The sequence below is a fragment of the Stenotrophomonas sp. S4 genome, assembly GCF_054187805.2.
Map to the genome: position 1 here is coordinate 1,952,810 of NZ_CM196188.1, position 24,164 is coordinate 1,976,973.

The window sequence follows — 24,164 nt, forward strand, 5'->3', positions numbered from 1 at the left end:
ACTATTTGCCTGAATGACCGTTCCATGTCCCGACTGCAGTTCCAGCTCAAGACCCGCGACGGCCGTGCCCGCCGTGGCCGCCTGACCTTTCCGCGTGGCACGGTGGAAACACCGGCCTTCATGCCGGTGGGAACCTATGGCTCGGTCAAGGGCATCCTGCCGGACCAGGTGCGTGCGCTGGGCGCCGAGATCATCCTCGGCAATACCTTCCACCTGTACCTGCGGCCGGGCCTGGACATCATCGCCGACCACGGCGGCCTGCACGGCTTCTGCCGCTGGGATGGCCCGATCCTGACGGACTCCGGTGGCTTCCAGGTGTTCTCGCTGGCCCACCGCCGCAAGATCACCGAGCAGGGCGTGACCTTCGCCTCGCCGACCGACGGCGCCCGGGTGTTCCTGGGCCCGGAAGAGAGCATGAAGATCCAGAAGGTGCTCGATTCGGACGTGGTGATGATCTTCGACGAGTGCACCCCGTACCCGGCTACCGAGGATGTCGCCCGCCGTTCGATGGAGCTGAGCCTGCGCTGGGGCCAGCGCAGCCGCAATGCGCATGACGAGCTGGGCAACGACGCGGCCCTGTTCGGCATCGTCCAGGGCGGGGTGCACACCGACCTGCGCAGCCGCTCGGCCGAGGCCCTGCAGGCGATCGGCTTCGACGGTTACGCCATCGGTGGCCTGGCCGTGGGCGAGCCGGAGCACGAGCGCAACGCCATGCTCGACCACCTGGACCCGGAACTGCCGGGCGACCGTCCGCGCTACCTGATGGGTGTGGGCCGGCCGGAAGACCTGGTCGAGGGTGTCGCACGTGGCGTGGACATGTTCGACTGCGTGATGCCGACCCGCAACGCCCGCAACGGCCACTATTTCACCTCGTTCGGCACCGTCCGCATCCGCAATTCCCAGTACGCGCGCGACATGGACCCGATCGAGCCGGGCTGCGGCTGCGTGGCCTGCACCGGCGGTTATACCCGGTCCTACCTGCGCCACCTGGACCGCTGCAACGAGATGCTGGCGCCGATGCTGGGCACCCTGCACAACCTGTTCTATTACGAAAAGCTCATGGCCGACATCCGCGCGGCGATCGAGGCGGGAACCTTCCTGGCCTTCCGTGAGTCTTTCTACGCGGCACGCGGGGCGGTAGCACCGCCCCTGTAACCCGAACACCCCCTGCCAAACGGCCCAAGGACGAACGCCCGGGGCCGTGGCATACTTCAAGGCTGACCCAGATCCGCGGTCGACACCCCGTGCCCGTGAAAGGGCCGGAGCGCCGCCCAACCAAAGGACCAACGATGAACCTGCTTGCCTTCCTGATTCCCGCCGCCCACGCCCAGGCCGCCGGCGGCCAACCGCAGGGCATGGGCCTGACCACGCTGCTGTTCCCGATCATCCTGATCGCCATCATGTACTTCCTGATGATCCGCCCGCAGATGAAGCGGCAGAAGGAGCACAAGTCCATGCTGGAGAAGATCAAGCGTGGTGACGAAGTGCTGACCAACGGTGGCATCGCCGGCAAGGTCACCGACATCGGCGACAACTTCATCACCATCGAAGTGGCCGAGAACGTGCGCATCCGCGTGCAGAAGGGCGCTGTCGGCAGCGTGCTGCCGACCGGCACCCTGGATTCGGCCAAGTAAGCCACTCCCTTTCCGAAGCACAACCGCGGCGCCGGGGATGGCGCCGCGCGGGACCCAAGCAATGCTCGAATTTCCACGCTGGAAGTACGTCGTCATCCTGATCGTACTGGCGCTCAGTGCGCTGTACGCGCTGCCCAACATCTACCAGAAGGACCCGGCCCTCCAGATCACCGCCAACCGTGGCGGCCAGATCGACGATGCGCTGCGCGACCGTGTGCTGGCCGACCTGAAGACGGCCGGTATCACCACCATCGGTGTCGAGAAGGAAGGGGAGAGCCTGATCGTCCGCCTGCCGGACCTGAAGGCGCAGTCCGCTGCCAGCGACGCCCTGCGTGACACCGTCGGCGAGAAGTACACCGTGGCCCTGAACCTGGCCTCGACCGTGCCGGACTGGCTGGCCAAACTCGGTGGCCGCCCGATGGTGCTGGGCCTGGACCTGCAGGGCGGCGTGCACTTCGTGCTGCAGGTCGACCAGAAGGCCGCCCTCGACAAGCGCCTGGACGCCTACACCGAAGACGTGCGCAGCACCCTGCGTGACGCGCGCATCGCCTACCAGTCGGTGGAACGCCGCGCTGACAACAGCATCGTCGCCAACCTGAGCCCGTCCGCCGGCGATGACGCCGCGCAGCGTGCGCGTACCGCCCTGGTCAAGGCGCAGCCGACCCTCGGCTACGACGTCAGCGGCAACCGCATCACGGTGACCGTGCCGGATACCGAGATCGCGCAGATCTCCAATGGCGCCATCGAGCAGAACATCAACACCCTGCGCAACCGCGTGAACCAGCTCGGCGTGGCCGAGCCGATCATCCAGCGCCAGGGTGCCGACCGCGTGGTCGTGCAGCTGCCGGGCGTGCAGGACACTGCCGAAGCCAAGCGCATGATCGGCGCCACCGCCACCCTGGAATACCGTGCGGTGGTTGAAGGCAACGCACAGGACGCCATCACCGCCGGCCGCATCCCGCCGGAAGCGAAGGTCTACCAGCGTCGTGACGGCGGTGGTCCGATCCTGCTGAACAAGCGCGTGATCGTCACCGGTGACCAGATGGTCGGCGCGCAGGCGGTGACGGATTCGAACAGTGGCTCCCCGGCCGTCAGCGTGACGCTGAACAACGTCGGTGGCCAGCGCATGTTCGACTTCACCAGCGCCAACGTGAACAAGCCGATGGCGGTGGTCTACACCGAGCGCGTGCCGACCGTGACCGTCGTCGACGGCCAGGAAGTGCGTGGCTTCAAGGTCAACGAGGAAGTGATCTCGGTGGCCAACATCAACGGCGTGTTCGGCAAGAACTTCCAGACCACCGGCCTGCAGAAGAAGGAAGCCGAAGACCTGGCCAAGCTGCTGAAGTCGGGCTCGCTGGCCGCGCCCATGGACTTCGTCGAAGAGCGCGTGGTCGGCCCGAGCCTGGGCGCCGAGAACGTCAAGAACGGTATGCGCGCGGTGGTGTTCGCGTTCCTGTTCACCCTGGTGTTCTTCAGCGTCTACTACCGCATGTTCGGTGTGATCACCTCGATCGCGATGCTGTTCAACCTGCTGATCGTGGTGGCGGTGATGTCGCTGTTCGGCGCGACCATGACCCTGCCGGGCTTCGCCGGCCTGGCGTTGTCGGTCGGCCTGTCGGTGGACGCCAACGTGCTGATCAACGAGCGTATCCGTGAAGAGCTGCGTGCCGGCGTGCCGGGCAAGACCGCGATCGTGACCGGTTACGAGCGTGCCTCGGGCACCATCCTCGACGCCAACCTGACCGGCCTGATCGTCGGTGTGGCGCTGTTCGCATTCGGTACCGGTCCGCTGAAGGGCTTCGCGCTGACCATGATCATCGGTATTTTCGCCTCCATGTTCACCGCGATCACCGTGTCGCGTGCGCTGGCGACGCTGATCTACGGCCGCCGCAAGAAGCTCCAGAACGTGGCCATCTGACGGGACGACACGCACATGAAACTGTTTCCGCTGCACATCCTCCCGAACGACACCAAGATCGACTTCATGCGCTGGCGCCATGTCGCGATGGTCGTCACGGTCATCGTGTTCCTGGCCTCGGTCGCCATCATCGGCGTCAAGGGCTTCAACTACGCCCTGGACTTCACCGGCGGCACCCTGATCGAAGCCCGCTTCGACAAGGCCGTGGACGTCGAGCAGGTCCGCACCAAGCTCGAGCAGAACGGCTTTGAGGGCGCGCAGGTGCAGAGCGTCGGTGGCAACACCGACCTGCTGATCCGCCTGGCCCCGCATGGTGAGCACGCTGCCGGTACCGGCGACGCCGCGCACGAGGACAAGGCCACCGCCGCCGCCGTGGTGAAGGCACTGTCCACCGCCGACAACCAGGCCACCGTGCTCCGCAACGAGTTCGTGGGTCCGCAGATCGGCAAGGACCTGGCGATGAATGGCCTGTACGCCACCATCTTCATGCTGGCCGGCTTCCTGATCTACATCGCGGTGCGCTTCGAATGGAAGTTCGCGGTCACCGCCAGCATCGTGGCGATGTTCGACCTGATCGTGACGGTGGCTTACGTGTCCCTGCTGGGCCGTGAGTTCGACCTGACCGTGCTGGCCGGCCTGCTGTCGGTGATGGGCTTTGCGATCAACGATCTGATCGTGGTCTTCGACCGCGTCCGTGAGAACTTCCGCAGCCTGCGCGTGGACTCGATGGAAGTGCTGAACCGTTCGATCAACCAGACGCTGTCGCGTACGGTGATCACCGCGGTGATGTTCTTCCTGTCGGCACTTGCCCTGTACATGTACGGCGGCAGCTCGATGGAAGGCCTGGCCGAGACGCACATGATCGGTGCGGTGATCGTGGTGCTGTCCTCGATCCTGGTGGCGGTGCCGATGCTGACGATCGGTTTCCTGCGCGTCAGCAAGCAGGACCTGCTGCCGAAGGCCAAGGACGTCGAGGCCCTGGCCCGTCGCCCGTAAGCATTCGCGCTGCACGCAACACACAGAGAACCCCGCGCAAGCGGGGTTTTTTGTTGGCAGGGCTTGCAGCCCTGCACCTGCGGTAGTGCCGGCCGCTGGCCGGCAGCAGCAGCAACAGCAACAGCGTGCATTCCGTGGGATGGCGGGGCGGTGCCGGAGTGCGGGGACGCCGCAAGTACGTCCCTGTAGGCTTGGCAGCCGCATCCATGCGGCTGACACCCCGCACTCCGACACCGCCCCACCTCCGACAGATTCCTGCGGCAGTTGGTAGGTGTCGACCTTGGTCGACACATCGGTCAGATATCGAGCAATCCAGATGGGGTCAGATCCGTTTTCCAGAGGAAAACGGATCTGACCCCAAGAACTGTCCTGACAGATCGCGGAAAACTGTCGAAGGCGGGGTGGGTCCGGTTGCGGGGGTGTCCGCGGCATGGATGCCGCGGCCAAGCCCCCATGGATGGGTTCACGGCGTCCCCCGCAACCGGACCCACCCCGCCGATCCTCAGGAATCCAGCTTTTGACGTTGCTTCCGCCCTGGCCGTTGCTTCGGCCGGTGCAGGGTGCAACCCTGCAAAACAAACTCCACCCTACGCCGCCGTCGGTTGTGCATTCGTGCCCCGCGCACTACGATCCTGCGGTTCGCGCGCGCAGGCGCGCACCCGTATTCCTGCTGAGCGCCCCGTGCGCCGCATCTGCCAACCCGAGGTATCCATGGTCATCAAACCGCGCGTCCGCGGCTTCATCTGCGTCACCACCCACCCGACCGGCTGCGAGGCCGCGGTCAAGCAGCAGATCGACTACATCCGCGCGCGCCCGCCGATCCAGAACGGCCCGAAGCGCGTGCTGGTGATCGGCGCCTCCACCGGCTACGGCCTGGCTGCACGCATCACTGCCGCCTTCGGCAGCGGCGCCGCTACCCTCGGCATCTTCTTCGAACGCCCGGGCAGCGAGACCAAGCCGGGTACTGCGGGTTGGTACAACTCGGCTGCGTTCCACAAGTACGCCGAGGAAGCCGGCCTGTACGCCAAGAGCATCAACGGCGATGCCTTCTCCGATGAAGTGAAGGCGAAGACCATCGAAATGATCAAGGCCGATCTCGGCCAGGTCGACCAGGTCGTCTACAGCCTGGCGGCGCCGCGCCGCAAGCACCCGAAGACCGGCGAGATCATCAGCTCCACGCTGAAGCCGATCGGCGAGCCGATCACCCTGCGTGGCCTGGATACCGACAAGGAAGTGCTGACCGAGACCCACCTGCAGCCGGCGACCCCGGAAGAAATCGCCGGCACCGTCGCGGTGATGGGGGGCGAGGACTGGCAGATGTGGATCGATGCGCTGGCCGATGCCGGCGTGCTGGCCAACGGCTGCACCACCACTGCCTTCACCTACGTGGGCGAAGAGATCACCCAGGCGATCTACTGGAATGGCTCGATCGGTGCCGCCAAGAAGGACCTGGACACCAAGGTGCTGGGCCTGCGCGAGAAGCTGGCCAGGATCGGCGGCGACGCACGCGTATCGGTGCTGAAGGCGGTAGTCACCCAGGCCAGCTCGGCGATTCCGACCATGCCGCTGTACCTGTCGCTGCTGTTCAAGGTGATGAAGGAAAAGGGCACTCACGAAGGCTGCATTGAACAGCTCGACGTGCTGTACGACATCCTCTACGGCGGCAAGGCCGAGGGCGTGGCGGTCGATCGCCTGCGTCACGATCTGGTTGACGGCGAGGGCCATACCGTCGCGCTGGTCGACGAGGAAGGCCGCCTGCGTGCCGACTACAAGGAAATGGCTGCGGACGTGCAGGGCAAGGTGGTGGCGCTGTGGCCGCAGGTCACCAACGAGAACCTGTACGAGATCATCGACCTGGCCGGCTACAAGGCTGACTTCCTGCGCCTGTTCGGCTTTGGCGTGGAAGGCGTCGACTACGAGGCCGACGTCAATCCGGACGTGAAGATCGAAAATCTGGTCGACATGACCTGATCAACGAAAAGGCCGGCGAATGCCGGCCTTCTCGTTTGGTAGTGCCGGCCGCTGGCCGGCAACCCCGGGTACCAGAGGCTGCCGGCCAGCGGCCGGCACTACCCTCGGTCACCCGAACTCGAAGCCCATCTCCGGCAGCGCGGGGCCGACGAAGTCGCCCTGCACGTAATCCACGCCGGCACTGAACAGCAGCGTCATCGAATTGGCATCGCTGACGAACTCGGCAATGGTGCGGATGCCGGCTTCCTGCGCGCGCGCGGTGATCTGGCTGATGCGGTCGATGTTCTCACGCGTGGCCGCCAGGTCGCTGGTGAAACCGCGGTCCAGCTTGAGGAACTGCGGCTGGAAGTGGGCCAGCAGCTGGAACGAATCCAGTCCCGAGCCGAACTGCTCCAGGCCGATGCGGCAGCCCAGCGGTGCCACTTCGGCAAGGAACTGCTGCGCACTGCGCAGGTGGGTGAATACCTTCGCCTCCGGCGCATGCAGCCAAAGCCGTTCGCCGGGCACGCCCTGTGCCTGCAGTTCGCGGCGCAGGGTGGCGATCATCTGCGGATCGTCGAACGACTCCGGCGTCACCTTCACCAGCACCTGGGTGGCGTTGCCTTCGCGTGCGCGCTGGCCAAGCACCGCGATGGCCTGCGAAACCACCCAGCGGTTGATGTCGGCCAGCAGGCCGTGTTCCTCGGCGATGCCCAGGAACGCGGTCGGGCTCAGCAGCTCGCCGTTGTTCTCCAGGCGCAGGTAGGCCTCGTACAGCTCCAGCGGCTCGCCCTGCAGGTTCAGCACCGGCTGGTAGTGCAGCTGGAAGCCGTCGCCGGCCAGCGCCTCGCGGATGCGCGCAACCCAGCGCTGCACACGTTCCTCCTCGACGCGGTCGGCGGCAGCCGGGTCGAAGATGCGGCAGGTGTTGCCCAGCTCCGCGGCGGCCTGGGTGCACTCGCTGGCGCGCGCCAGCACCTGGCCGATGCTGGCGATCTTCTCGCCCACCTGCACGCCACCGATGCTGACCGTCACCGTGGCCGAGCGTGCGCCGATGCTGAAGACGTGTGCCGCGTAGGCTTCGCGGATGCGCTCGGCCAGCGCCACGGTCTGCGCGTAGGGCCCGGCCTGCAGTACAGCGAAATTGTGCTCGCCGAAGCGGGCCAGCTGTGCGTCCTCGCCGACCACCTCGGCCAGCAGGCCAGCGAGCGCGCCGATCAGGGTGTCGGCCGACGCCAGGCCGATGTCCGGCAGCAGGCGCGCGTAGTGGTCCGGCTCGATCAGCAGCAGGCCGAACTGGCCCTCGCTGCGCCCGGCCTGGGCCACCGCGCTTTCCAGCTGCAGCATGAAAGTCGGGCGATTGAGCAGGCCGGTGACCTGGTCGCGCTGACGCAGGTCCTCGACCTCGCGTGCCAGCTCGGGGTCGAATTCCATGCGACGGCGGAGCACCACCTGCAGGCAGGACTCGCCCTCATATGTGGCAGCGGCAAACTCCATGGTCGCCGGGAACGCACTGCCGTCCTCGTGGCGCGCGTCGAGCTGGTACTGCGGCGGCGGCGCCTCGCCACGGCTGAGGCCCTTCAGCAGCTGCTTGAAGCCCTCCACGTGCTGGGCGGCGACCATGTCCAGCAGCGAAATGCCTTCGATGTCGTCGAAATGCTCGTAGCCGAACATCTCTAGGTAGGCGTCGTTGGCGCGGATGTGCATGCCTTCATGCACGTAGGCGATGGGGTCGCGCGAGGAGGCGATCAGCGCGTCGCAGCGGCGCTCGGTCTCGCGCATCTGCGCCTCGATGCGGCGCAGGCCGCGACGCGCCTGCAGGTCCACCCACTGGTCGCGGACCACGGCGAGCAGGTGCTCGGGGCGCTGGCGCAGGGCGAGGGCGCGGATGCCATGGCTGCTGGCCTGCACCAGTTCGTCCTCGTCGATGCGCTCGGCCAGCAGCACCAGCGGGATGTCCTTGCCGCTGGCGGCGATGTGCTGGGCCGCCAGCTGCAGCGGGATGCCCTGCGAAGGCGAGGCCAGCACCAGGTCGATGGCCTGGCTGGTCAGCACCTGGGCCAGCTCAGCCGCGTCCTGCGGGCGCCACGGGCGTACCGCGATGCCGCTGTTGCGCAGGGTGCTGACGATGGCTTCGGCATTCTCGCCGCTGTCATCGACGATCAGCAGGCGGATGGTGATGTCGTTCGCGTTCTGCATGCACTGCTCCCCAATCTGCGAATCTAGATACACGATGCGCGGCGAACCGTCCATGCGCGCACCCCTTGCGCGCGTCGAACGGCGAAGTGGTTCACACCACGCCGCCCGCTGCATGGCCGCTGGCCCAGGCCCATTGGAAGTTGTAGCCGCCCAGCCAGCCGGTCACGTCCAGCACCTCGCCAACGAAGTGCAGGCCGGGTACGCGCTTGGATTCCATCGTCGAGGATGACACTTCGGCGGTGTCCACGCCGCCCAGGGTGACCTCGGCGGTGCGGTAGCCTTCGGTGCCGCTGGCCACCAGCGGGAATGCGCCCAGCAGCTGCGCGGCCTGGCGCAGCACCGGCTCGTCCAGCTGGCGCACCGGGCGGTCGGGCAGCCAGTGCTCGCACAGGCGCTGCGCCAGCCGCTTCGGCAGTACCTCGCCCAGTACTGTGCGCAGCTCGGCGGCGGGCCGGTCGCGCTTCATCTGGCGCAGCCACTCGCCCGCATCCTGGCCCGGCAGCAGGTCCAGCTCCAGCGCATCGCCGGGCTGCCAGAACGAAGAGATCTGCAGGATGGCCGGGCCGCTCACGCCACGGTGGGTCAGCAGCATGAAGTTCTGGAAACTCTTTCCGTTGCAGCGCGCCTCGATCGGCAGTGCGACGCCGCTGAGGTCGGCCAGCCGCTCCTGGTGCTTGCCGCTGAGGGTCAGCGGCACCAGGCCGGCGCGGGTCGGCAGGACCTGGTGGCCGAACTGGCGGGCCACTTCATAGCCAAAGCCGCTGGCACCCATGCTGGGAATCGACAGGCCACCGCTGGCAACCACCAGCGAGGCGCAATGGAACTGGCCCTGCGTGGTGTGCACCCGGAAACCATCGCTGCCGTGCTCGATGCGCTGCACGCTGCAGTCGGTACGGATCTGCACGCCCGCCGCCTGGCATTCGTCCACCAGCATCTTCACGATCTGCTTGGACGAGACATCGCAGAACAGCTGCCCCAGTTCCTTTTCGTGATAGGCGATGCCGTGCTTGTGCACCAGCTCGATGAAGTGCCAGGGCGTGTAGCGGGCCAGCGCCGACTTGCAGAAGTGCGGGTTGGCCGACAGGAAGTTGGCCGGGGTGGTGCCGGTGTTGGTGAAATTGCAGCGGCCACCGCCGGACATTAGGATCTTCTTGCCGACCTTGTTGGCATGGTCGATCACCTGCACCTGGCGGCCGCGCTGGCCGGCAGTGATCGCGGTCATCAGCCCGGCCGCGCCGGCACCAATGACCACCACATCGCAGCGGATGGTGCTCATGCCTTGGCGCGCTTGCGCCAGTTCGGGATCACGTCGAGCTGGATCTGGTCGTTGAGCAGCTGCACTTCGCCGTCCTGGATCAGCACGCTCCAGCGCATGGCACGCTGGATCTGCTGGCCCCACTGTTCAACGAAGGCACCGTCGAGGTCGACCACCGAGAGATTGTCGAAGCGCGCCAGGCCCTTGCCCTGCTTGCCCCACCAGATCTCCGAGGCGTTGCCGCCGTAGTTGACCACCTGCACCTGGCGGCTGCGGTTGCTGGCCTTGCGGATGCGCGATTCGTCCGGATGGCCCAGGTCGATCCACTGCAGGATGTCGCCGGTGTAGTCGTGCTCCCACAGATCGGGCTCGTCATCGGTGCTCAGGCCGCGACCGAATTCCAGGCGGTCGCCGGCGTTCAGCGCGAAGGCGAGCAGGCGCACCATCAGGCGCTCGTCGGTCTCGGACGGATGCTGGGCCAGGGTCAGGTTGTGGGTCGCGTAATAGCCGCGATCCATGTCGCTGATCTGCAGTTCGGCCTTGCGGATGGTGGCGGTAAGAGCCATGGGGGATCCGTGGACTAAAGACGACAATGATAGAGGTTTGCTCCGGGGGTGTCCGTGGCTGGGCTGTCTGCATGCCGTCAACGGTGGCACTCTTGCGCTCTTTTCCGTGGCCGGAGTGGACGCCATGAGCTTGCCCAGCCGCCTGCAGCTGCCGCCCGGCCACTGGCCCAGCCTGCTCGATGGCCTGTGCGCGCGTTTCCCGCGCATCGACCGCGTGCAATGGCAGGACCGTTTCGCCCGTGGCCGCGTGCAGGATGCGCAGGGCAGGGCACTGGCGCCGGACATGCCCTGGCAGGTGGGGCTGGAAATCCAGTACTTCCGCGAGGTGGCCGACGAGCCGGTGATCCCCTTCACCGAAACCCTCGTCCATCTGGATGCGCACCTGCTGGTCGCCGACAAGCCGCACTTCCTGCCGGTGACACCCGCGGGTGGGCATGTGCGCGAGACGCTGCTGGCGCGGCTGGTCGCCCGCACCGGCAATGCCGATCTGGTGCCGCTGCACCGGCTGGATCGGCTGACGGCCGGGTTGGTGCTGTTCTCGACCCAGCGTGCGTCGCGCGATGCTTACCAGCGCCTGTTCCGTGAGCGGCGCATCGAAAAGACCTATGAAGCCCTGGCACCGGCGCTGCCCGCGCGGGAGTTCCCGTTGCAGCGGGACAGCCGCCTAGTGCCGGGCGAGCCGTTCTTCCGCATGGCCGAAGTGTCCGGCGAGCCCAATGCGCGCAGCCGGATCGAGCTGATCGAGGCCGAAGGGCCGATCTGGCGCTACCGGCTGCTGCCGGAGACCGGCCGCAAGCATCAGTTGCGCGTGCACATGGCGATGCTGGGGGCGCCGATCGTGGGTGACGATCTGTACCCGCAGCTTCGGCAGCGTCCGCCGAACGTCGCCGAGGCGCCGCTGCAGCTGCTGGCGCGGGCCCTGGCCTTCGACGACCCATTGAGCGGCGAACGACGGGTGTTCAGCAGCGGCCGCAGCCTGAGCCTGCTGGCTTAGGCCGGCCAGGCGCTCAGCGGGCCGGGCGTCGCGCCAGCCAGCGGTCCAGCTCGGCGGCGAACAGCTGCCGGTCGCGGGGTCCCAGCGGCGGCGGTCCACCGGTCTGGACCCCGGCGCCGCGCAGTTCCTCCATGAAATTACGCATCGACAGCCGCTCGGCCATGTTGTTAGGTGTGTACAACTGGCCGCGCGGGTTCAGCGCGACGGCCTTCTTCTCCAGCACCAGCGCGGCCAGCGGGATGTCCTGGGTGACCACCAGGTCGCCCGCGGCGACGCGCTCGACGATGGTGCTGTCGGCCACGTCCAGCCCCTGCGGCACCTGGATCGAGCGCAGCCAGCGCGAGGGCGGGGTACGGATCCACTGGTTGGCGACCAGGGTCAGTTCGATCCCGACCCGTTCAGCTGCACGGAACAGGATGTCGCGAATGACGGTGGGACAGGCGTCGGCATCCACCCAGATGCGGGGGGAGGCGTGTTCAGCGGGGGTTTCAGCTTCAGTCATTTACCCAGTGTAGGGTAGGAAAAACCTGAATGGGGACTCGGAGTTAGGCGCGAAAGGCTGCCAACCCTTGTCACGCCTAGCGGGTGACGTATTCCCATGAACGTCGGGACTATCGCTTTTTGCAGAAAACACGCGTATCGTGCGACCCACTGTGTTTGCTAGGGTCACCGTGAATCGTGGCCTGGTGCAGTTGATCTCACGATCCGCTCATCGATCCGCTTTACCAACGCCTGCAACTCAGTCTCGGCCCCGATACCCGGTGGCTGCGATTTTTTTCAACATGTGTTTCAGGAGTTAGTAAAATGTCTGAACGTCAGACCGGCACCGTCAAGTGGTTCAACGACGCCAAGGGCTTCGGCTTCATCACCCCGGAAAGCGGCCCGGACCTGTTCGTGCACTTCCGCGCGATCCAGGGCACCGGCTTCAAGACCCTGCAGGAAGGCCAGAAGGTTACCTTCATCGCCGTCCAGGGTCAGAAGGGTATGCAGGCTGACCAGGTGCAGGCGGTCTAATCCGTCTGCTACCGTTGGGTAGCCAGAACGCCGGAAGCGAAAGCTTCCGGCGTTTTTTATTGCCCGCCGTTCTGTAGAGTCGAGCATGGCGCGACTCTACAAAGGACATGCAGCCGGCGCGGTACGATGCGCGTCTCCCCAAGGGATCACCCCCTATGCGCATCGTCCACCACCTGGAAAACTCCCGTTCGCTGCGCGTGCTGTGGATGCTGGAGGAGCTGGGGTTGGACTACGAACTGCGCCGCTATCCGCGGGATCCGAAGACGCTGCTGGCGCCGCCGGAACTGCGCAACGTGCATCCGCTCGGCAAGTCGCCGGTACTGCAGGATGGTGAGCTGGTACTGGCCGAGTCCGGCGCGATCCTCGACTACCTCGCTGACCGTTACGACACGCAACGCCAGCTGTCGCCGTCACCGATGCCGGCCGACGGGGCCGAACGCATCGCTTACCGTTACTGGCTGCACTACGCCGAAGGCTCGGCGATGCCGCCGTTGCTGCTGACCCTGGTGATGGGCCGCATCCGCAACGCGCCGATGCCGTTCTTCGCGCGCCCGATCGCACGCAGCATTGCCGACAAGGCCGAGCGCGGCTTCATCGGTCCACAGCGGCGGCTGCACCTGGAGTGGATGGAGCGCCGTCTGGCCGAAAGCCCGTGGTTCGCCGGCGAGCGCTTCAGTGCGGCCGACATCCAGATGAGCTTCCCGATCCAGGCCGCTGCCGCGCGTGGCGGTGGTCTCGACGACAAGCCGGCGCTGCGCGGCTTCCTCAAGCGTATCGGTGAGCGCCCGGCCTACCAGCGTGCCGAGGCCCACGGCGGCCACCTGCAGGCGCTCAGCGGCAATTGAGGCGGGCGGCCGTCGCCCCCATCTTCAGCACCATGGATACCGACAGCCCCCGTTTCGACAACCGCCTGCTGCATACCCTCCCGGGCGACCCCGAGTCCGGCCCGCGTCGCCGCGACGTGCTGGGCGCGGCCTGGTCACCGGTGATGCCGACCCCGGTGGCGGCGCCCACGCTGCTGGCCTGGTCGCCGGAGGTGGCCACGCTGCTGGGTTTCGATGCCGCTGACGTCGAGAGCGAAGGTTTCGCGCGTGTATTCGGTGGCAACGCACTGTATGCAGGCATGCAGCCATGGGCCGCCAACTACGGTGGCCATCAGTTCGGCCACTGGGCCGGGCAGCTCGGCGACGGCCGCGCGATCTCGCTGGGCGAGCTGGTCGCACCGGATGGCCGCCACTGGGAGCTGCAGCTGAAGGGGGCCGGACCGACGCCGTATTCACGCGGCGCCGATGGGCGCGCAGTGCTGCGCTCGTCGATCCGCGAATTCCTGTGCAGCGAGGCGATGCACCACCTGGGTGTGCCAACAACCCGCGCGTTGTCGCTGGTCGGTACCGGCGAGGACGTCGTGCGTGACATGTTCTATGACGGCCACCCGCGTGCCGAGCCTGGTGCCATCGTGTGCCGGGTCTCGCCGTCGTTCCTGCGTTTCGGTTCGTTTGAACTGCCGGCCTCGCGCGGTGAAACCGCCCTGCTGCAACAGCTGGTGGACACCTGCATCGCCCGTGATTTCCCCGAGCTGGAGGGTCAGGGCGAGGCGCTGTACGGCGACTGGTTTGCGCAGGTCGCGGTGCGCACCGCCGAGATGATCGCGCACTGGATGCGCGTCGGCTTCGTGCATGGCGTGATGAACACCGACAACCTGTCCGTGCTCGGCCTGACGCTGGATTACGGCCCCTATGGCTGGGTCGAGGACTTCGATCCGGACTGGACACCGAACACCACCGACGCACAAGGTCGTCGCTACCGCTTCGGTACCCAGCCGCAGGTGGCGTACTGGAACCTGAGCCGACTGGCGCAGGCGTTGTCGCCATTGTTTGCCGATGTCGCACCGCTGCAGGCGGGCCTGGCGGCGTACCAGTCCACCTTCGTGGCCTGCACGCGCCGCGATGCCGCAGCCAAGCTGGGCCTGGCCGCGGCCGACGATGACGACCTGCAGCTCTACCTGCGCTGGCAGCAGCTGATGCAGGACGGTGCCATGGACATGACCCTGGCCTGGCGCGCGCTGATGCGTATCGATCCGGCGGCACCGGATGCGGCGCTGCTGGACGCGGTGTACTACGACCAGGCGCGCCAGCAGGCGGTGCAGGCGCCGTTGCAGCACTGGCTGCTGGATTACGCGGCGCGCCTGCGCCGCGATCCGCTGTCGGCCAGCGAACGCCAGGTGAAGATGGCCGCGGCCAATCCGCTGTATGTGTTGCGCAACTGGCTGGCGCAGGAAGCCATCGATCGTGCAGAGCAGGGCGACCTCGATGGCGTTCACGCACTGCAGGACGTGCTGCGCGACCCGTACACCGAGCGCGCCGGGCTGGAGCACTTCGCCGGCAAGCGCCCGGCGTGGGCGGACAATCGGGCCGGTTGCTCGATGCTGTCCTGCAGCTCCTGAGGGTGGGTTTCGGCAGGGCTGCGCCCTGCACCCGCAGAGGCCAGGTCAACGACCAGAGCAAAAGCTGGATTCCGTGGTTTGGCGGGGCGGTGTCGGAGTGCGGGGACGCCGCAAGTACGTCCCTGTAGGCTTGGCAGCCGCATCCATGCGGCTGACACCCCGCACTCCGACACCACCCCACCTCCGACAGATTCCCGCTGCTGTGGGTGGGTGTCGACCTTGGTCGACACGGTAGATCCACGCCATGCGTGGATGCTTTTCGTTCAATTCTCGAAATATTTGATTTCGATAGAGACCCATCCACGCATGGCGTGGATCTACGACAGATCGCAGAAAACTGTCGAAGGCGGGGTGGGTCCGGTTGCGGGGGCGTGAGCCGCATGGATGCGGCGACCGAGCCTACATGGATGTATTTACGGCGTCCCCCGCAACCGGACCCACCCCGCCATCCCTCGGAATGCGGCTTTTGCTTTCGCCTTTGCTTGCGCGGTGGCCTCTGCAGGTGCCGGGCGCAGCCCGGCCGACACCCCCATCAGGCAGGCGGCGCCCGGAACAGGTACCCTATGCCGCCATCAGATAGCCAATGTGACATGACCGACGCCATCGTCGCTCCGCAGTGGGCCTCCCGCCTGCGCGACATCGCCGACTTCCCCAAGCCCGGCATCCTGTTCAAGGACATCATGCCGCTGCTCGCCCACGGCGAGGACTTCCGCGGCGCGATCACCGCGATGGCCGACCGATGGCGCGACCAGAAGCTGGACGCAGTGGTCGGCATCGAATCGCGTGGTTTCATCCTCGGTGCCGCGATGGCACTGGAGCTGGGCGTCGGCTTCGTACCGGTGCGCAAGCCGGGCAAGCTGCCGGGCCAGGTGCTGCGCGAGGAATACACGCTGGAATACCGCAGCGACTGCATCGAAGTGCACGCCGATGCACTGCCGGCCGGTGCCCGCGTCGCGATCATCGATGACGTGCTGGCCACCGGCGGCACGCTGGTCGCTGCGCTGTCGCTGGTGCGCCGCCTGGGCGTTGAGGTGGTCGGTGCCGGCGTGCTGGTCGAGCTCGACGGCCTCGGCGGCCGCGCCCGCTGGGAAGCGGAACTGCCGCTGCATACCGAACTGGTGTTCTGATCGAAGGGCGGGTGCCAACCAAGGTTGGCATCTACCAGAGCGAATGGCCGGGAGCCGGTGGTTGCCAACCTTGGTTGGCATCGCCTTTCGCAACCGACGCCATGGACGGGCCAGCCAAGGTTGGCCGCTACCAGGCCAGGTCGTTGCCAGCCGTGGCTGGCAACGCTGCTTCAATCACATCATCCGCACGCGGAAACGACGGCCCTTGATCTTGCCGGCTTCCAGTTTCGCCACGGCCTTGTTGGCCTGCTCACGCGCGATCGCCACATAGGAGCGGGTCGGGAAGATCGCGATCTTGCCGATGAACTTGCTCGACAGCCCGGCGTCGCCGGTCAGTGCGCCGAGGATGTCGCCCGGGCGCAGCTTGTCGGTCTTGCCGCCGTCGATGCGCAGGGTGCGCATCGCCGCCTGCGGCAGCTCGGCCGGGCGCGAGGTCGCCAGCGGCGTCTTCTGCCAGTCCAGCGGCTGCCCCATCTGCGCTTCGATGGCTTCGGCGCGGGTCTTCTCGCGGCCGGCCACCAGGCTGATCGCCAGGCCACTGGCACCGGCACGACCGGTACGGCCGACGCGGTGCTGGTAGCTCTCCACGTCGGTCGGCAGCTCGTAGTTGATCACCGCCGCCAGCTCTTCCACGTCCAGGCCGCGTGCGGCCACGTCGCTGGCCACCAGCACGTTGCAGCTGCGGTTGGCCAGCAGCAACAGCACTTCCTCGCGGTCGCGCTGTTCCATGTCGCCATGCAGGGCCAGTGCCGAGAAGCCGAACTGCTGCAGCGAGTTGGCTACTTCGTCCACGTCCTTGCGGGTGTTGCAGAACACCACTGCCGATTCCGGCGTGTACTTCAGCAGTAGGCCAGCCAGCGCCTTCTGGCGGTGCGCCGGTTCCACCTCGCAGAACAGGTGGCGGATGGCAGGGGCCTGGTCGGCACCTTCCACGGTCACTTCCACTGCGTCGCGCAGCAGGTCACGCGCCATGGTGCGGATGCTGTCGGGGAAGGTGGCGGAGAACAGCAGGCTCTGGCGATCCTTGTGGGTGCGGCCGGCGATCTCGCGGATCGGCTCTTCGAAGCCCATGTCGAGCATGCGGTCGGCCTCATCCAGCACCAGCGTGCGCACCGCGCCCAGGTTCAGCGCGCGCTTGCGTGCCAGTTCCTGCACGCGGCCGGGCGTGCCGACCACCACATGCGGATCGTGGCCTTCCAGCGACGCCAGCTGCGGGCCCAGCGGCACGCCGCCAACCAGCAGCAGCAGCTTCAGGTTGGGAATGCCGGTGGCCAGCTTGCGGATCTGCTTGCCGACCTGGTCGGCCAGTTCGCGGGTCGGGCACAGCACCAGCGCCTGCACGCGGATCAGGCTGGGGTCGATGGCCTGCAGCAGGCCCAGGCCGAAGGCGGCGGTCTTGCCGCTGCCGGTCGGCGCCTGTGCGATCACATCGCGGCCATCGAGGATGGCCGGCAGGCTCTGCGCCTGCACGGGGGTGAGGGTGGTGTAGCCGAGGGCATCCAGGCCGGGCTGCAGGGCCGGGCTCAGCGGCAGGGTCGAGAAGTCAGTCATGGCGCATTGTACCCGTCCGGAAGGCTGGTCCCCTCGGCCTTTTTCACCCGCTCAGGGCGTGCGATCCAGTAGATCCACGCCATGCGTGGATGACACTGTCCATCCTTCAGTGCAGCCCGAGGGCCACCAGCCGTACGGCCATCGCCTGCAGCTGCTCCTGGGTGGCCGGTTTTCCGGCGACCCGTGGTTCCAGCAGCAGCTGATGGAACCACGGGTTGGCGTGCCGCGTGTCGAAGTCGAACGAACAGGTTGCCTGCTCGCCCATCTCCGCCTGCACGATCCCGATCAGCATGTCTTCGGCTTCATCGACATTGCCTGGCCCGTAGCGGTCATCCAGCAGGCGCAAGGGGATCTGCAGCAGGGCGGCGGAGGCGGGCATGCCTCAAGTCTAGCGGCCCATGTCGGGCCTGCGCAGGAGAAGGTTCAGGCCGAGTCAACATGGAACTGAACCAGGCCACAGTGCAGGCACTCGAACATATAGAAGCCGATATCTGCACCGGGCGTGTAGTCGCTGGCCAGATCCCACCAGGCCGCCTCGTCGGCGTCGTTGATCGCGCACCATGCCGCGATGCTCGCTGCCGAGGCCTGAGTCACCTGCTCCAGGGTGGCGTCGCCCAGGAATCGGCAGACATCGCTGCAATGTGCCAGCCACGTTTCCCCCTGGAAACTGGCATAGCCCGGCGTGCGCAGGGACAGCTCTTCCAGCGCGGCTTCAGGGACGCTTTCGTCGATATCCAGGCGGCAGGCAAACGCCACATGCAACGCCGACGCGGCGCGGCCATCGGCAATGCACCAAGGGCAGATCTGCTCTGAGTAATCTACGCGCCCTGCGTGGATGGCATCGTGCAGATACACATACCCACGCGCCTGCTGGCAGACCCTGCAGGTGGTAGTGGAGGGCGCCACGTTGCCCGTCGCAACCGGGTCCGGATGGTAACGGAAGCTCGGAAGGTGATGGATGGTCATGTCGTCCGTGTCGACCAGCGCAGGGTGCGTTCTTTTACGATCTGCGGATGGATTCGGCAAGCGGGGAGTGGCGATCAGCCAAGCACCGCCAACACACCCTGATGGATCGCCAGGCCACCGAACAGCAGCCAGGCGAACAGGATCAGCGCCAGCAGCAGCGGCTTCAGCCCGGCCTGGCGCAGCGCCGAGACGTGGGTGGTCAGGCCCAGCGCGGCCATCGCCATCGCCAGCAGCACGGTATCCAGCTGCACCAGCCCCGCCTGCAGGCCGGCCGGCAGCAGGTGCAGCGAGTTGAACCCGGCCACCGCCACGAAACCGAACGCGAACCACGGCACCACGATGCGCGCCTTGCTGCCATCGGCACTGGCCTTGCCGCCACGCGCCAGCCACAGCGACAGCGCGACCAGGAACGGCGCCAGCAGCATCACCCGCACCATCTTGGTGATCACCGCGGTATCGGCCGCCGTTTCGTTGACCGCGCGGCCGGCCGCCACCACCTGTGCCACTTCATGCACCGTCGCACCGGTGAACAGGCCGTACTGCTGCGCGTCCATCGCCAGCCAGCCGTGCGATTGCACCAGCGCATACAAGGCGGGGTACAGGAACATCGCCAGCGTGCCGAACACCACTACCGTAGAGACCGCGACGGTGACCTGCGCAGCGCGGCCGCGCACCACCGGTTCGGCGGCCATCACCGCCGCCGCGCCGCAGATCGCACTGCCGGCGCCGATCAGCATGGCCGCTTCGCGCTCCATCTTGAACACGCGCATGCCCAGCCAGCAGGCCAGGCCGAAGGTGCTGGCGACCACCAATACGTCCATCAGCACGCCTGTGACGCCGACATGGCCGATGTCCTGGAAGGTCAGGCGCAGGCCGTACAGCACGATGCCGGCGCGCAGCAGCCAGTGCTTGGAGAAGCCGACACCGGCCGCGCTGCTCGGTGCCAGCCGCGGGTAGAAGGTGTTGCCGACCACGATGCCGGCGACGATGGCCACGGTCAGCGCGCTCAGGCCGTGCGCCTGAAGCCAGGGAAGCTCGGCCAGGTACAGCGACGCCGCGGCGATCAGGCCCACCAGCAGCAGGCCGGGCAGGCGCGGCTGCCAGCGTTGGCGCAGGGCGGGCAGGGACCAGGAGGAGAGAGCGGGGGCGTTCATGGCAAGGGTAGGGCTGGAGTGATAGGGCAAGCGTGCACCTGGGACGATGACCTGTAAAACGAATAATATGGGTGAAACCTACCCATCAAGAAGGTAAGCGCCATGCGCCTGACCTTGCGCCAGTTGCAGGTCTTCGTCGCTATCGCCGACCACGGCAGCACCACTGCCGCCGGTCAGGCCATCGCACTTTCGCAGTCGGCCAGCAGCGCCGCCCTGCAGGAGCTGGAAGCGCACTTCGGCACGCCGTTGTTCGACCGCATCGGTCGCCGCCTGGCCCTGAACGGCCACGGCCGCGCGCTGCTGGAACCGGCGCGCACGTTGCTGGTCAATGCTGCCGACCTGGAGCGGCAGCTGGCCGCTGGCGGCGACCCGTCGCAGGGTGCACCGCTGCGGCTGGTGCTGGCGGCCAGTACCACCATCGGCAACTACCTGTTGCCGCCGCGCATCGCCGATCTGCTGCGGCAGGCGCCGCAGGCCGAAGTCGACCTGCGCATCGACAACAGTGCCGGCGTGGTTGCCGCCGTGCAGCGCCTGGACGTCGACGCCGGCCTGATCGAAGGCCCGTGCCATGAACGTGGCCTGCAGGTGACCGCCTGGCAGCAGGATCCTCTGGTGATCGTCGGCGCCGCCGACGCTGCCGCGCGCTGGTCGCTGGACGAACTGCGCCGCGCCCGCTGGCTGCTGCGCGAGCCCGGCTCCGGCACCCGCGAAGCCGTGGAGCAGGCGCTGTTGCCGCACCTGCGCGGCTTCGCCCAGACCCTGCAGCTGGGCAATACCGAAGCGATCAAGCAGGCCGCCATCGCCGGCCTCGGCCTGGCCTGCCTCTCCCGCCACGCGCTGGAAGAGCCCCTGGCCCTCGGCCGCCTGCGCGTGTTGGAGACCCCGCTGCCCGCCCTGCAGCGCACCCTGTGGCTGGTACGCCACCCCGGCAAGCAATGGCTGCCGGGGTTGCAGGCGTTGCTGGGGGAGGTGGGGTAAGCCATCAGATTCCCAGTCGATTCCCTCCATCGACCCTTCTTGTAGCGCTCATCCACGCATGGCGTGGATCTACCGTGTCGACCAAGGTCGACACCCACCAGAGCAGAATGCCGTTCCGACAGACCAGCTTCTGCCGTTGCCGTTGAGGTTGCCGGCCAGCGGCCGGCACTACCGCGGGTGCCGGGTGCAACCCGGCCGACGCCCCCAACCCGTACAATATCCGGATGCCTCTGATTACCCTACAGAACGTCGACTTCAGCGTCGGCGGCCCGTTGTTGCTGGAAAAGGCCGAACTGTCGATCGAGCCGGGCGAGCGCATCGCCCTGATCGGCCGCAACGGCGCCGGCAAATCCACCCTGCTCAAGCTGCTGTCCGGCGACCACAAGCCCGATGACGGCGAAGTCCGCGTGCAGCAGGGCGTGCGCGTCACCCGCCTGGAGCAGGAAGTGCCACACGGCGCCGCCGGCTCGGTGTTCGACGTCGTCGCCGATGGCCTCGGCGAACTGGGCCAGTGGCTGGCCGAGTTCCACCACCTCAGCCATGCCGAGGTCTTCGACGGCGAAGCGCTCGGCAACGTGCAGGCCAAGATCGACGCCGCCAACGGCTGGGGCCTGGACCAGCGCGTCAGCGAAACCCTGACCAAGCTCGACCTCGACGGCGAGGCCGAGTTCGGCCGCCTGTCCGGCGGCATGAAGCGCCGCGTGCTGCTGGCCCGTGCGCTGGTGTCCAGCCCCGACGTGCTGCTGCTGGACGAACCGACCAACCACCTGGACATCGAGGCCATCGACTGGCTCGAGGCGTTCCTGAAGGGCTGGAGCGGCAGCGTAGTGTTCGTCACCCACGACCGTCGCTTCCTGCGTGCACTGGCCACCCGCATCGTCGAGATCGACCGCGGCCAGGTCACCAGCTGGCCGGGCGACTGGGCCAACTACGAGCGCCGCCGCGAGGAACGCCTCAATGCGCAGGCGCAGGAAAACGCCCGCTTCGACAAGCTGCTGGCGCAGGAAGAAGTCTGGATCCGCCAGGGCATCAAGGCGCGCCGTACCCGCGACGAAGGCCGCGTACGTCGCCTGAAGGCGATGCGCACTGAACGTTCGCAGCGCCGTGACCTCAGCGGCAACGTCAAGATGGAAGCCGCGCAGGGCGTCAGCTCCGGCAAGAAGGTCATCGACGTCAAGGACATTTCGTTCGCCTTCGGCGAGCGCACCATGGTCCGCGATTTCACTACCACCATCCTGCGTGGCGACCGCATCGGCCTGATCGGTCCCAACGGCAGTGGCAAGACCACGCTGCTGAAGCTGCTGCTGGGCGAACTGCAGCCGGCCAAGGGTGAGGTCAACGCCGGTACCAACCTGCAAATCGCGTATTTCGATCAGTACCGCGCGGTGCTGCGCGAAGACTGGAGCGCGATCGAGAACGTCGCCGAAGGCCGTGATTTCCTCGAGTTCAACGGCAAGCGCAAGCACGTGCATGCCTACCTGCAGGACTTCATGTTCACCCCCGAGCGCGCGCGCGCGCCGATCACCCGCCTGTCCGGCGGCGAGCGCAACCGCCTGCTGCTGGCCAAGCTGTTCGCGCAGCCGTCCAACCTGCTGGTGATGGACGAACCGACCAACGACCTCGACGTGGAAACCCTGGAGCTGCTGGAAGAGCTGCTGGGCGAGTACACCGGCACCCTGCTGCTGGTCAGCCACGACCGTGACTTCATCGACAACGTGGTGACGTCCACGCTGGTGATGGAAGGCGACGGCGTGATCGGTGAGTACGTCGGTGGCTACAGCGACTGGCAGCGCTATGCAGCCAGCGTGGCTGCGCCTGCCGCGGCCCCGGCAGCCAAGCCGGCGGCTGCTGCACCGGCCGCCACGGCCGCTGCTCCGGCTGCGCCCAAGCGCAAGCTGGCCTACAAGGAAGCGCGCGAACTGGAGCAGCTGCCGAAGACCATCGAGAAGCTGGAAGGCGATGTCGAAGGGCTGACCTCGGCGATGAACGACCCGTCGTTCTACACCCGCAGCAGTGCCGAAGTGACCGCGCACACCCAGCAGCTGGCCAAGGTGCAGGCCGAGCTGGATGCCGCGTACGCGCGCTGGGAAGAACTGGAAGGCTGAGCGTCTGCCACGGCCGTCTCGCCCGGCGGGCGGCTGTGGCTTTTGATCTGATTCCGCCTTGAAGCGAGCCGAGCACCGCAGGTCCGGCGAGGGCGAAGAGGCGCGGGTGTCTGAGCGCAGCGAGTTCCCGCGGCGTCCCTCGGTGGGCCGAGGAGCGCAGGGTACCGGTGCGTAGCATCGGCTCGCGGGCGGCGGAGCGTTTCTTTTGGTTACTTTTCTTTGCGCGCACCGCACTGCAGGAGCAGGGTGGAACGGCATAGCCGGCCCGCAGGGTGACGCACAAGGATGTGCGTCATCAAGAAAAGTAACGCCCATGAACGCATCAGATTGCAGCAGTCATGATCCGCGCAGAGCGGTCATTTGACCCCGTGCAGATCCCGCAGCTGGCTCGGCCGGCTGCCGAAATACGCGGCCAGATCGGCGATGTCCTGATCACTCAGGTCCTTCGCCTGCGGCGTCATCAGCGCATGCTGGCGGTCACCGGCGCGGTAGGCCTGCAGCGCATGCGCCAGATAATCGCCGTACTGGCCACCCAGTTTCGGATAGGTCGGATCGATCGGCGCATTGCCGTCGGCCCCGTGGCAGTCGATGCAGCTCTGGTTGGTGGCCTTGCCCTTCACCTTGGCGCGGGCTTCACCGGCGGCTTCGCGGCCTGCCGGCAGGCCAGCGGAGGACGAAGAACCGTGTTCGCCGCTGGCATGGCCCGGGTCGGCGGCGGATTTCTCGCTGTTTTCCACCTGCGACTGTGAACAGGCCGCCAGCAGCAGGGCAACGGACAGGGCGATGGCGTGACGCATCGGATGCGCGGCTTTCGACATGGGCGGGCCTTACTTGACGGTGGACAGGTAAACAGAGAGATCGGCGATCTCCTGTTCGCTGAAACTCATCGACTGCGCCTGCATCGTCGGATGCCGGCGCTTGCCCTGGCGGTACTCGGTCAGGGCCTGGGCCAGGTACTGCTGGGTCTGGCCGCCGATCTTCGGCACCCGGTAACTGGGGTAGGCGTTCTTGTAGCCGGTGATGCCGTGGCAGCCCTGGCAGGTGTAGGCCAGCACGCGGCCATTGTCGAAGTTGCCGGTGGGTGCGACGGGCGCCGGCGCAGCGGCGGGAGCCGGGGCCGGGGAGGGTGTGGCAGGAGCAGGAGCGGGCTGTGCGGCGGCCCCAAGGGGCAGGAGGACGGCCAGAGCGAGACAAGCGGCGAGCGGCTGCGGGCGCATGGTGTCGTTTCCGGGGATTCGGGTCTGGTCGTTCCGGCGTGGGGTACGGAACGCCCCGAGTATAGCCTCAGGTTTCATCTAGCTGAAATGGGGGTGG

General features: G+C 67.0%; 22 protein-coding genes. 12 read left to right on the top strand and 10 right to left on the bottom strand.

Going from position 1 to position 24,164, the window contains the following annotated elements; all coding sequences use genetic code 11:
• Positions 1-24: 24 nt before the first annotated feature.
• From tgt to fabV, 5 genes are all read left to right on the top strand, one after another.
• On the top strand, positions 25-1,155 hold the full coding sequence (gene tgt / locus ACUZUJ_RS09205) for a tRNA guanosine(34) transglycosylase Tgt (RefSeq protein ID WP_458220469.1): 1,131 nt from the start codon (positions 25-27) through the stop codon (positions 1,153-1,155).
• 134 nt (positions 1,156-1,289) lie between these two features.
• Positions 1,290-1,634, top strand: a complete 345-nt coding sequence (gene yajC / locus ACUZUJ_RS09210) for a preprotein translocase subunit YajC (protein ID WP_014036867.1) — start codon at positions 1,290-1,292, stop codon at positions 1,632-1,634.
• A 61-nt stretch (positions 1,635-1,695) separates the two neighbouring features.
• Positions 1,696-3,552 carry a protein translocase subunit SecD gene (gene secD, locus ACUZUJ_RS09215; RefSeq protein WP_049442810.1) on the top strand — a complete coding sequence of 619 codons (1,857 nt, stop codon included), beginning with the start codon at positions 1,696-1,698 and terminating at the stop codon, positions 3,550-3,552.
• Between the two features lie 15 nt (positions 3,553-3,567).
• Positions 3,568-4,548, top strand: coding sequence for a protein translocase subunit SecF (secF, locus tag ACUZUJ_RS09220; protein ID WP_014036869.1), 981 nt, complete (start codon positions 3,568-3,570; stop codon positions 4,546-4,548).
• A 711-nt stretch (positions 4,549-5,259) separates the two neighbouring features.
• The gene (gene fabV / locus ACUZUJ_RS09225; RefSeq protein WP_458220568.1) at positions 5,260-6,519 is read left to right on the top strand and encodes an enoyl-ACP reductase FabV; all 1,260 of its coding nucleotides are present in this window, start codon (positions 5,260-5,262) and stop codon (positions 6,517-6,519) included.
• Between the two features lie 108 nt (positions 6,520-6,627).
• Here fabV and ACUZUJ_RS09230 read toward each other — a convergent pair whose 3' ends face one another.
• The 3 genes from ACUZUJ_RS09230 to ACUZUJ_RS09240 all read right to left on the bottom strand — a co-directional run bounded on the left by ACUZUJ_RS09230 (position 6,628) and on the right by ACUZUJ_RS09240 (position 10,518).
• Entirely contained in the window at positions 6,628-8,697 is a 2,070-nt protein-coding gene (locus ACUZUJ_RS09230; protein WP_042359143.1) for an EAL domain-containing response regulator, read from the bottom strand.
• A gap of 91 nt (positions 8,698-8,788) precedes the next feature.
• The gene (locus ACUZUJ_RS09235; protein ID WP_049442808.1) at positions 8,789-9,973 is read right to left on the bottom strand and encodes a BaiN/RdsA family NAD(P)/FAD-dependent oxidoreductase; all 1,185 of its coding nucleotides are present in this window, start codon (positions 9,971-9,973) and stop codon (positions 8,789-8,791) included.
• A complete protein-coding gene (locus ACUZUJ_RS09240; protein WP_049442807.1) occupies positions 9,970-10,518 on the bottom strand; it encodes a YaeQ family protein in 549 nt (182 codons plus the stop codon). Before ACUZUJ_RS09240 ends, ACUZUJ_RS09235 begins: the two co-directional genes overlap by 4 nt.
• Positions 10,519-10,642: 124 nt before the next feature.
• Between ACUZUJ_RS09240 and ACUZUJ_RS09245 the strand changes: the two genes are divergently transcribed.
• Complete coding sequence (locus tag ACUZUJ_RS09245) at positions 10,643-11,512, top strand: pseudouridine synthase (RefSeq protein WP_101765309.1); 870 nt, start codon at positions 10,643-10,645, stop codon at positions 11,510-11,512.
• 13 nt (positions 11,513-11,525) lie between these two features.
• Here the strand turns inward: ACUZUJ_RS09245 and ACUZUJ_RS09250 are convergent, their stop codons facing one another.
• Positions 11,526-12,014: a YaiI/YqxD family protein gene (locus ACUZUJ_RS09250; RefSeq protein ID WP_049442805.1), complete on the bottom strand. Its 489-nt coding sequence runs from the start codon at positions 12,012-12,014 to the stop codon at positions 11,526-11,528.
• 302 nt (positions 12,015-12,316) lie between these two features.
• Here ACUZUJ_RS09250 and ACUZUJ_RS09255 point away from each other — a divergent pair, with 302 nt between their 5' ends.
• From ACUZUJ_RS09255 to ACUZUJ_RS09270, 4 genes are all read left to right on the top strand, one after another.
• The gene (locus tag ACUZUJ_RS09255; protein ID WP_005416210.1) at positions 12,317-12,526 is read left to right on the top strand and encodes a cold-shock protein; all 210 of its coding nucleotides are present in this window, start codon (positions 12,317-12,319) and stop codon (positions 12,524-12,526) included.
• Between the two features lie 155 nt (positions 12,527-12,681).
• Complete coding sequence (locus ACUZUJ_RS09260; RefSeq protein WP_049442804.1) at positions 12,682-13,371, top strand: glutathione S-transferase family protein; 690 nt, start codon at positions 12,682-12,684, stop codon at positions 13,369-13,371.
• Positions 13,372-13,403: 32 nt separating this feature from the next.
• Complete coding sequence (locus tag ACUZUJ_RS09265) at positions 13,404-14,969, top strand: protein adenylyltransferase SelO (RefSeq protein WP_458220567.1); 1,566 nt, start codon at positions 13,404-13,406, stop codon at positions 14,967-14,969.
• Between the two features lie 590 nt (positions 14,970-15,559).
• Complete coding sequence (locus ACUZUJ_RS09270; protein ID WP_014036878.1) at positions 15,560-16,096, top strand: adenine phosphoribosyltransferase; 537 nt, start codon at positions 15,560-15,562, stop codon at positions 16,094-16,096.
• A 174-nt stretch (positions 16,097-16,270) separates the two neighbouring features.
• On the opposite strand, the gene dbpA is transcribed toward ACUZUJ_RS09270, so the two are convergent.
• The 4 genes from dbpA to ACUZUJ_RS09290 all read right to left on the bottom strand — a co-directional run bounded on the left by dbpA (position 16,271) and on the right by ACUZUJ_RS09290 (position 19,767).
• Positions 16,271-17,647, bottom strand: a complete 1,377-nt coding sequence (dbpA, locus tag ACUZUJ_RS09275) for an ATP-dependent RNA helicase DbpA (RefSeq protein ID WP_049461879.1) — start codon at positions 17,645-17,647, stop codon at positions 16,271-16,273.
• A 106-nt stretch (positions 17,648-17,753) separates the two neighbouring features.
• Positions 17,754-18,026 carry a hypothetical protein gene (locus ACUZUJ_RS09280; RefSeq protein WP_014036880.1) on the bottom strand — a complete coding sequence of 91 codons (273 nt, stop codon included), beginning with the start codon at positions 18,024-18,026 and terminating at the stop codon, positions 17,754-17,756.
• Between the two features lie 44 nt (positions 18,027-18,070).
• A complete protein-coding gene (locus ACUZUJ_RS09285) occupies positions 18,071-18,673 on the bottom strand; it encodes a CbrC family protein (protein WP_147416513.1) in 603 nt (200 codons plus the stop codon).
• A gap of 14 nt (positions 18,674-18,687) precedes the next feature.
• Positions 18,688-19,767, bottom strand: coding sequence for a YeiH family protein (locus ACUZUJ_RS09290; RefSeq protein ID WP_049442800.1), 1,080 nt, complete (start codon positions 19,765-19,767; stop codon positions 18,688-18,690).
• Between the two features lie 102 nt (positions 19,768-19,869).
• Between ACUZUJ_RS09290 and ACUZUJ_RS09295 the strand changes: the two genes are divergently transcribed.
• Together ACUZUJ_RS09295 and ACUZUJ_RS09300 are read left to right on the top strand one after the other, a co-directional pair.
• Positions 19,870-20,745, top strand: coding sequence for a LysR substrate-binding domain-containing protein (locus ACUZUJ_RS09295; RefSeq protein ID WP_049442799.1), 876 nt, complete (start codon positions 19,870-19,872; stop codon positions 20,743-20,745).
• A gap of 224 nt (positions 20,746-20,969) precedes the next feature.
• Positions 20,970-22,850, top strand: a complete 1,881-nt coding sequence (locus tag ACUZUJ_RS09300; RefSeq protein WP_101765312.1) for an ATP-binding cassette domain-containing protein — start codon at positions 20,970-20,972, stop codon at positions 22,848-22,850.
• A gap of 356 nt (positions 22,851-23,206) precedes the next feature.
• Here ACUZUJ_RS09300 and ACUZUJ_RS09305 read toward each other — a convergent pair whose 3' ends face one another.
• Positions 23,207-23,668, bottom strand: a complete 462-nt coding sequence (locus ACUZUJ_RS09305) for a c-type cytochrome (RefSeq protein ID WP_005416218.1) — start codon at positions 23,666-23,668, stop codon at positions 23,207-23,209.
• 9 nt (positions 23,669-23,677) lie between these two features.
• On the bottom strand, positions 23,678-24,067 hold the full coding sequence (locus ACUZUJ_RS09310; RefSeq protein ID WP_049442797.1) for a c-type cytochrome: 390 nt from the start codon (positions 24,065-24,067) through the stop codon (positions 23,678-23,680).
• Between the last annotated feature and the right edge of the window lie 97 nt (positions 24,068-24,164).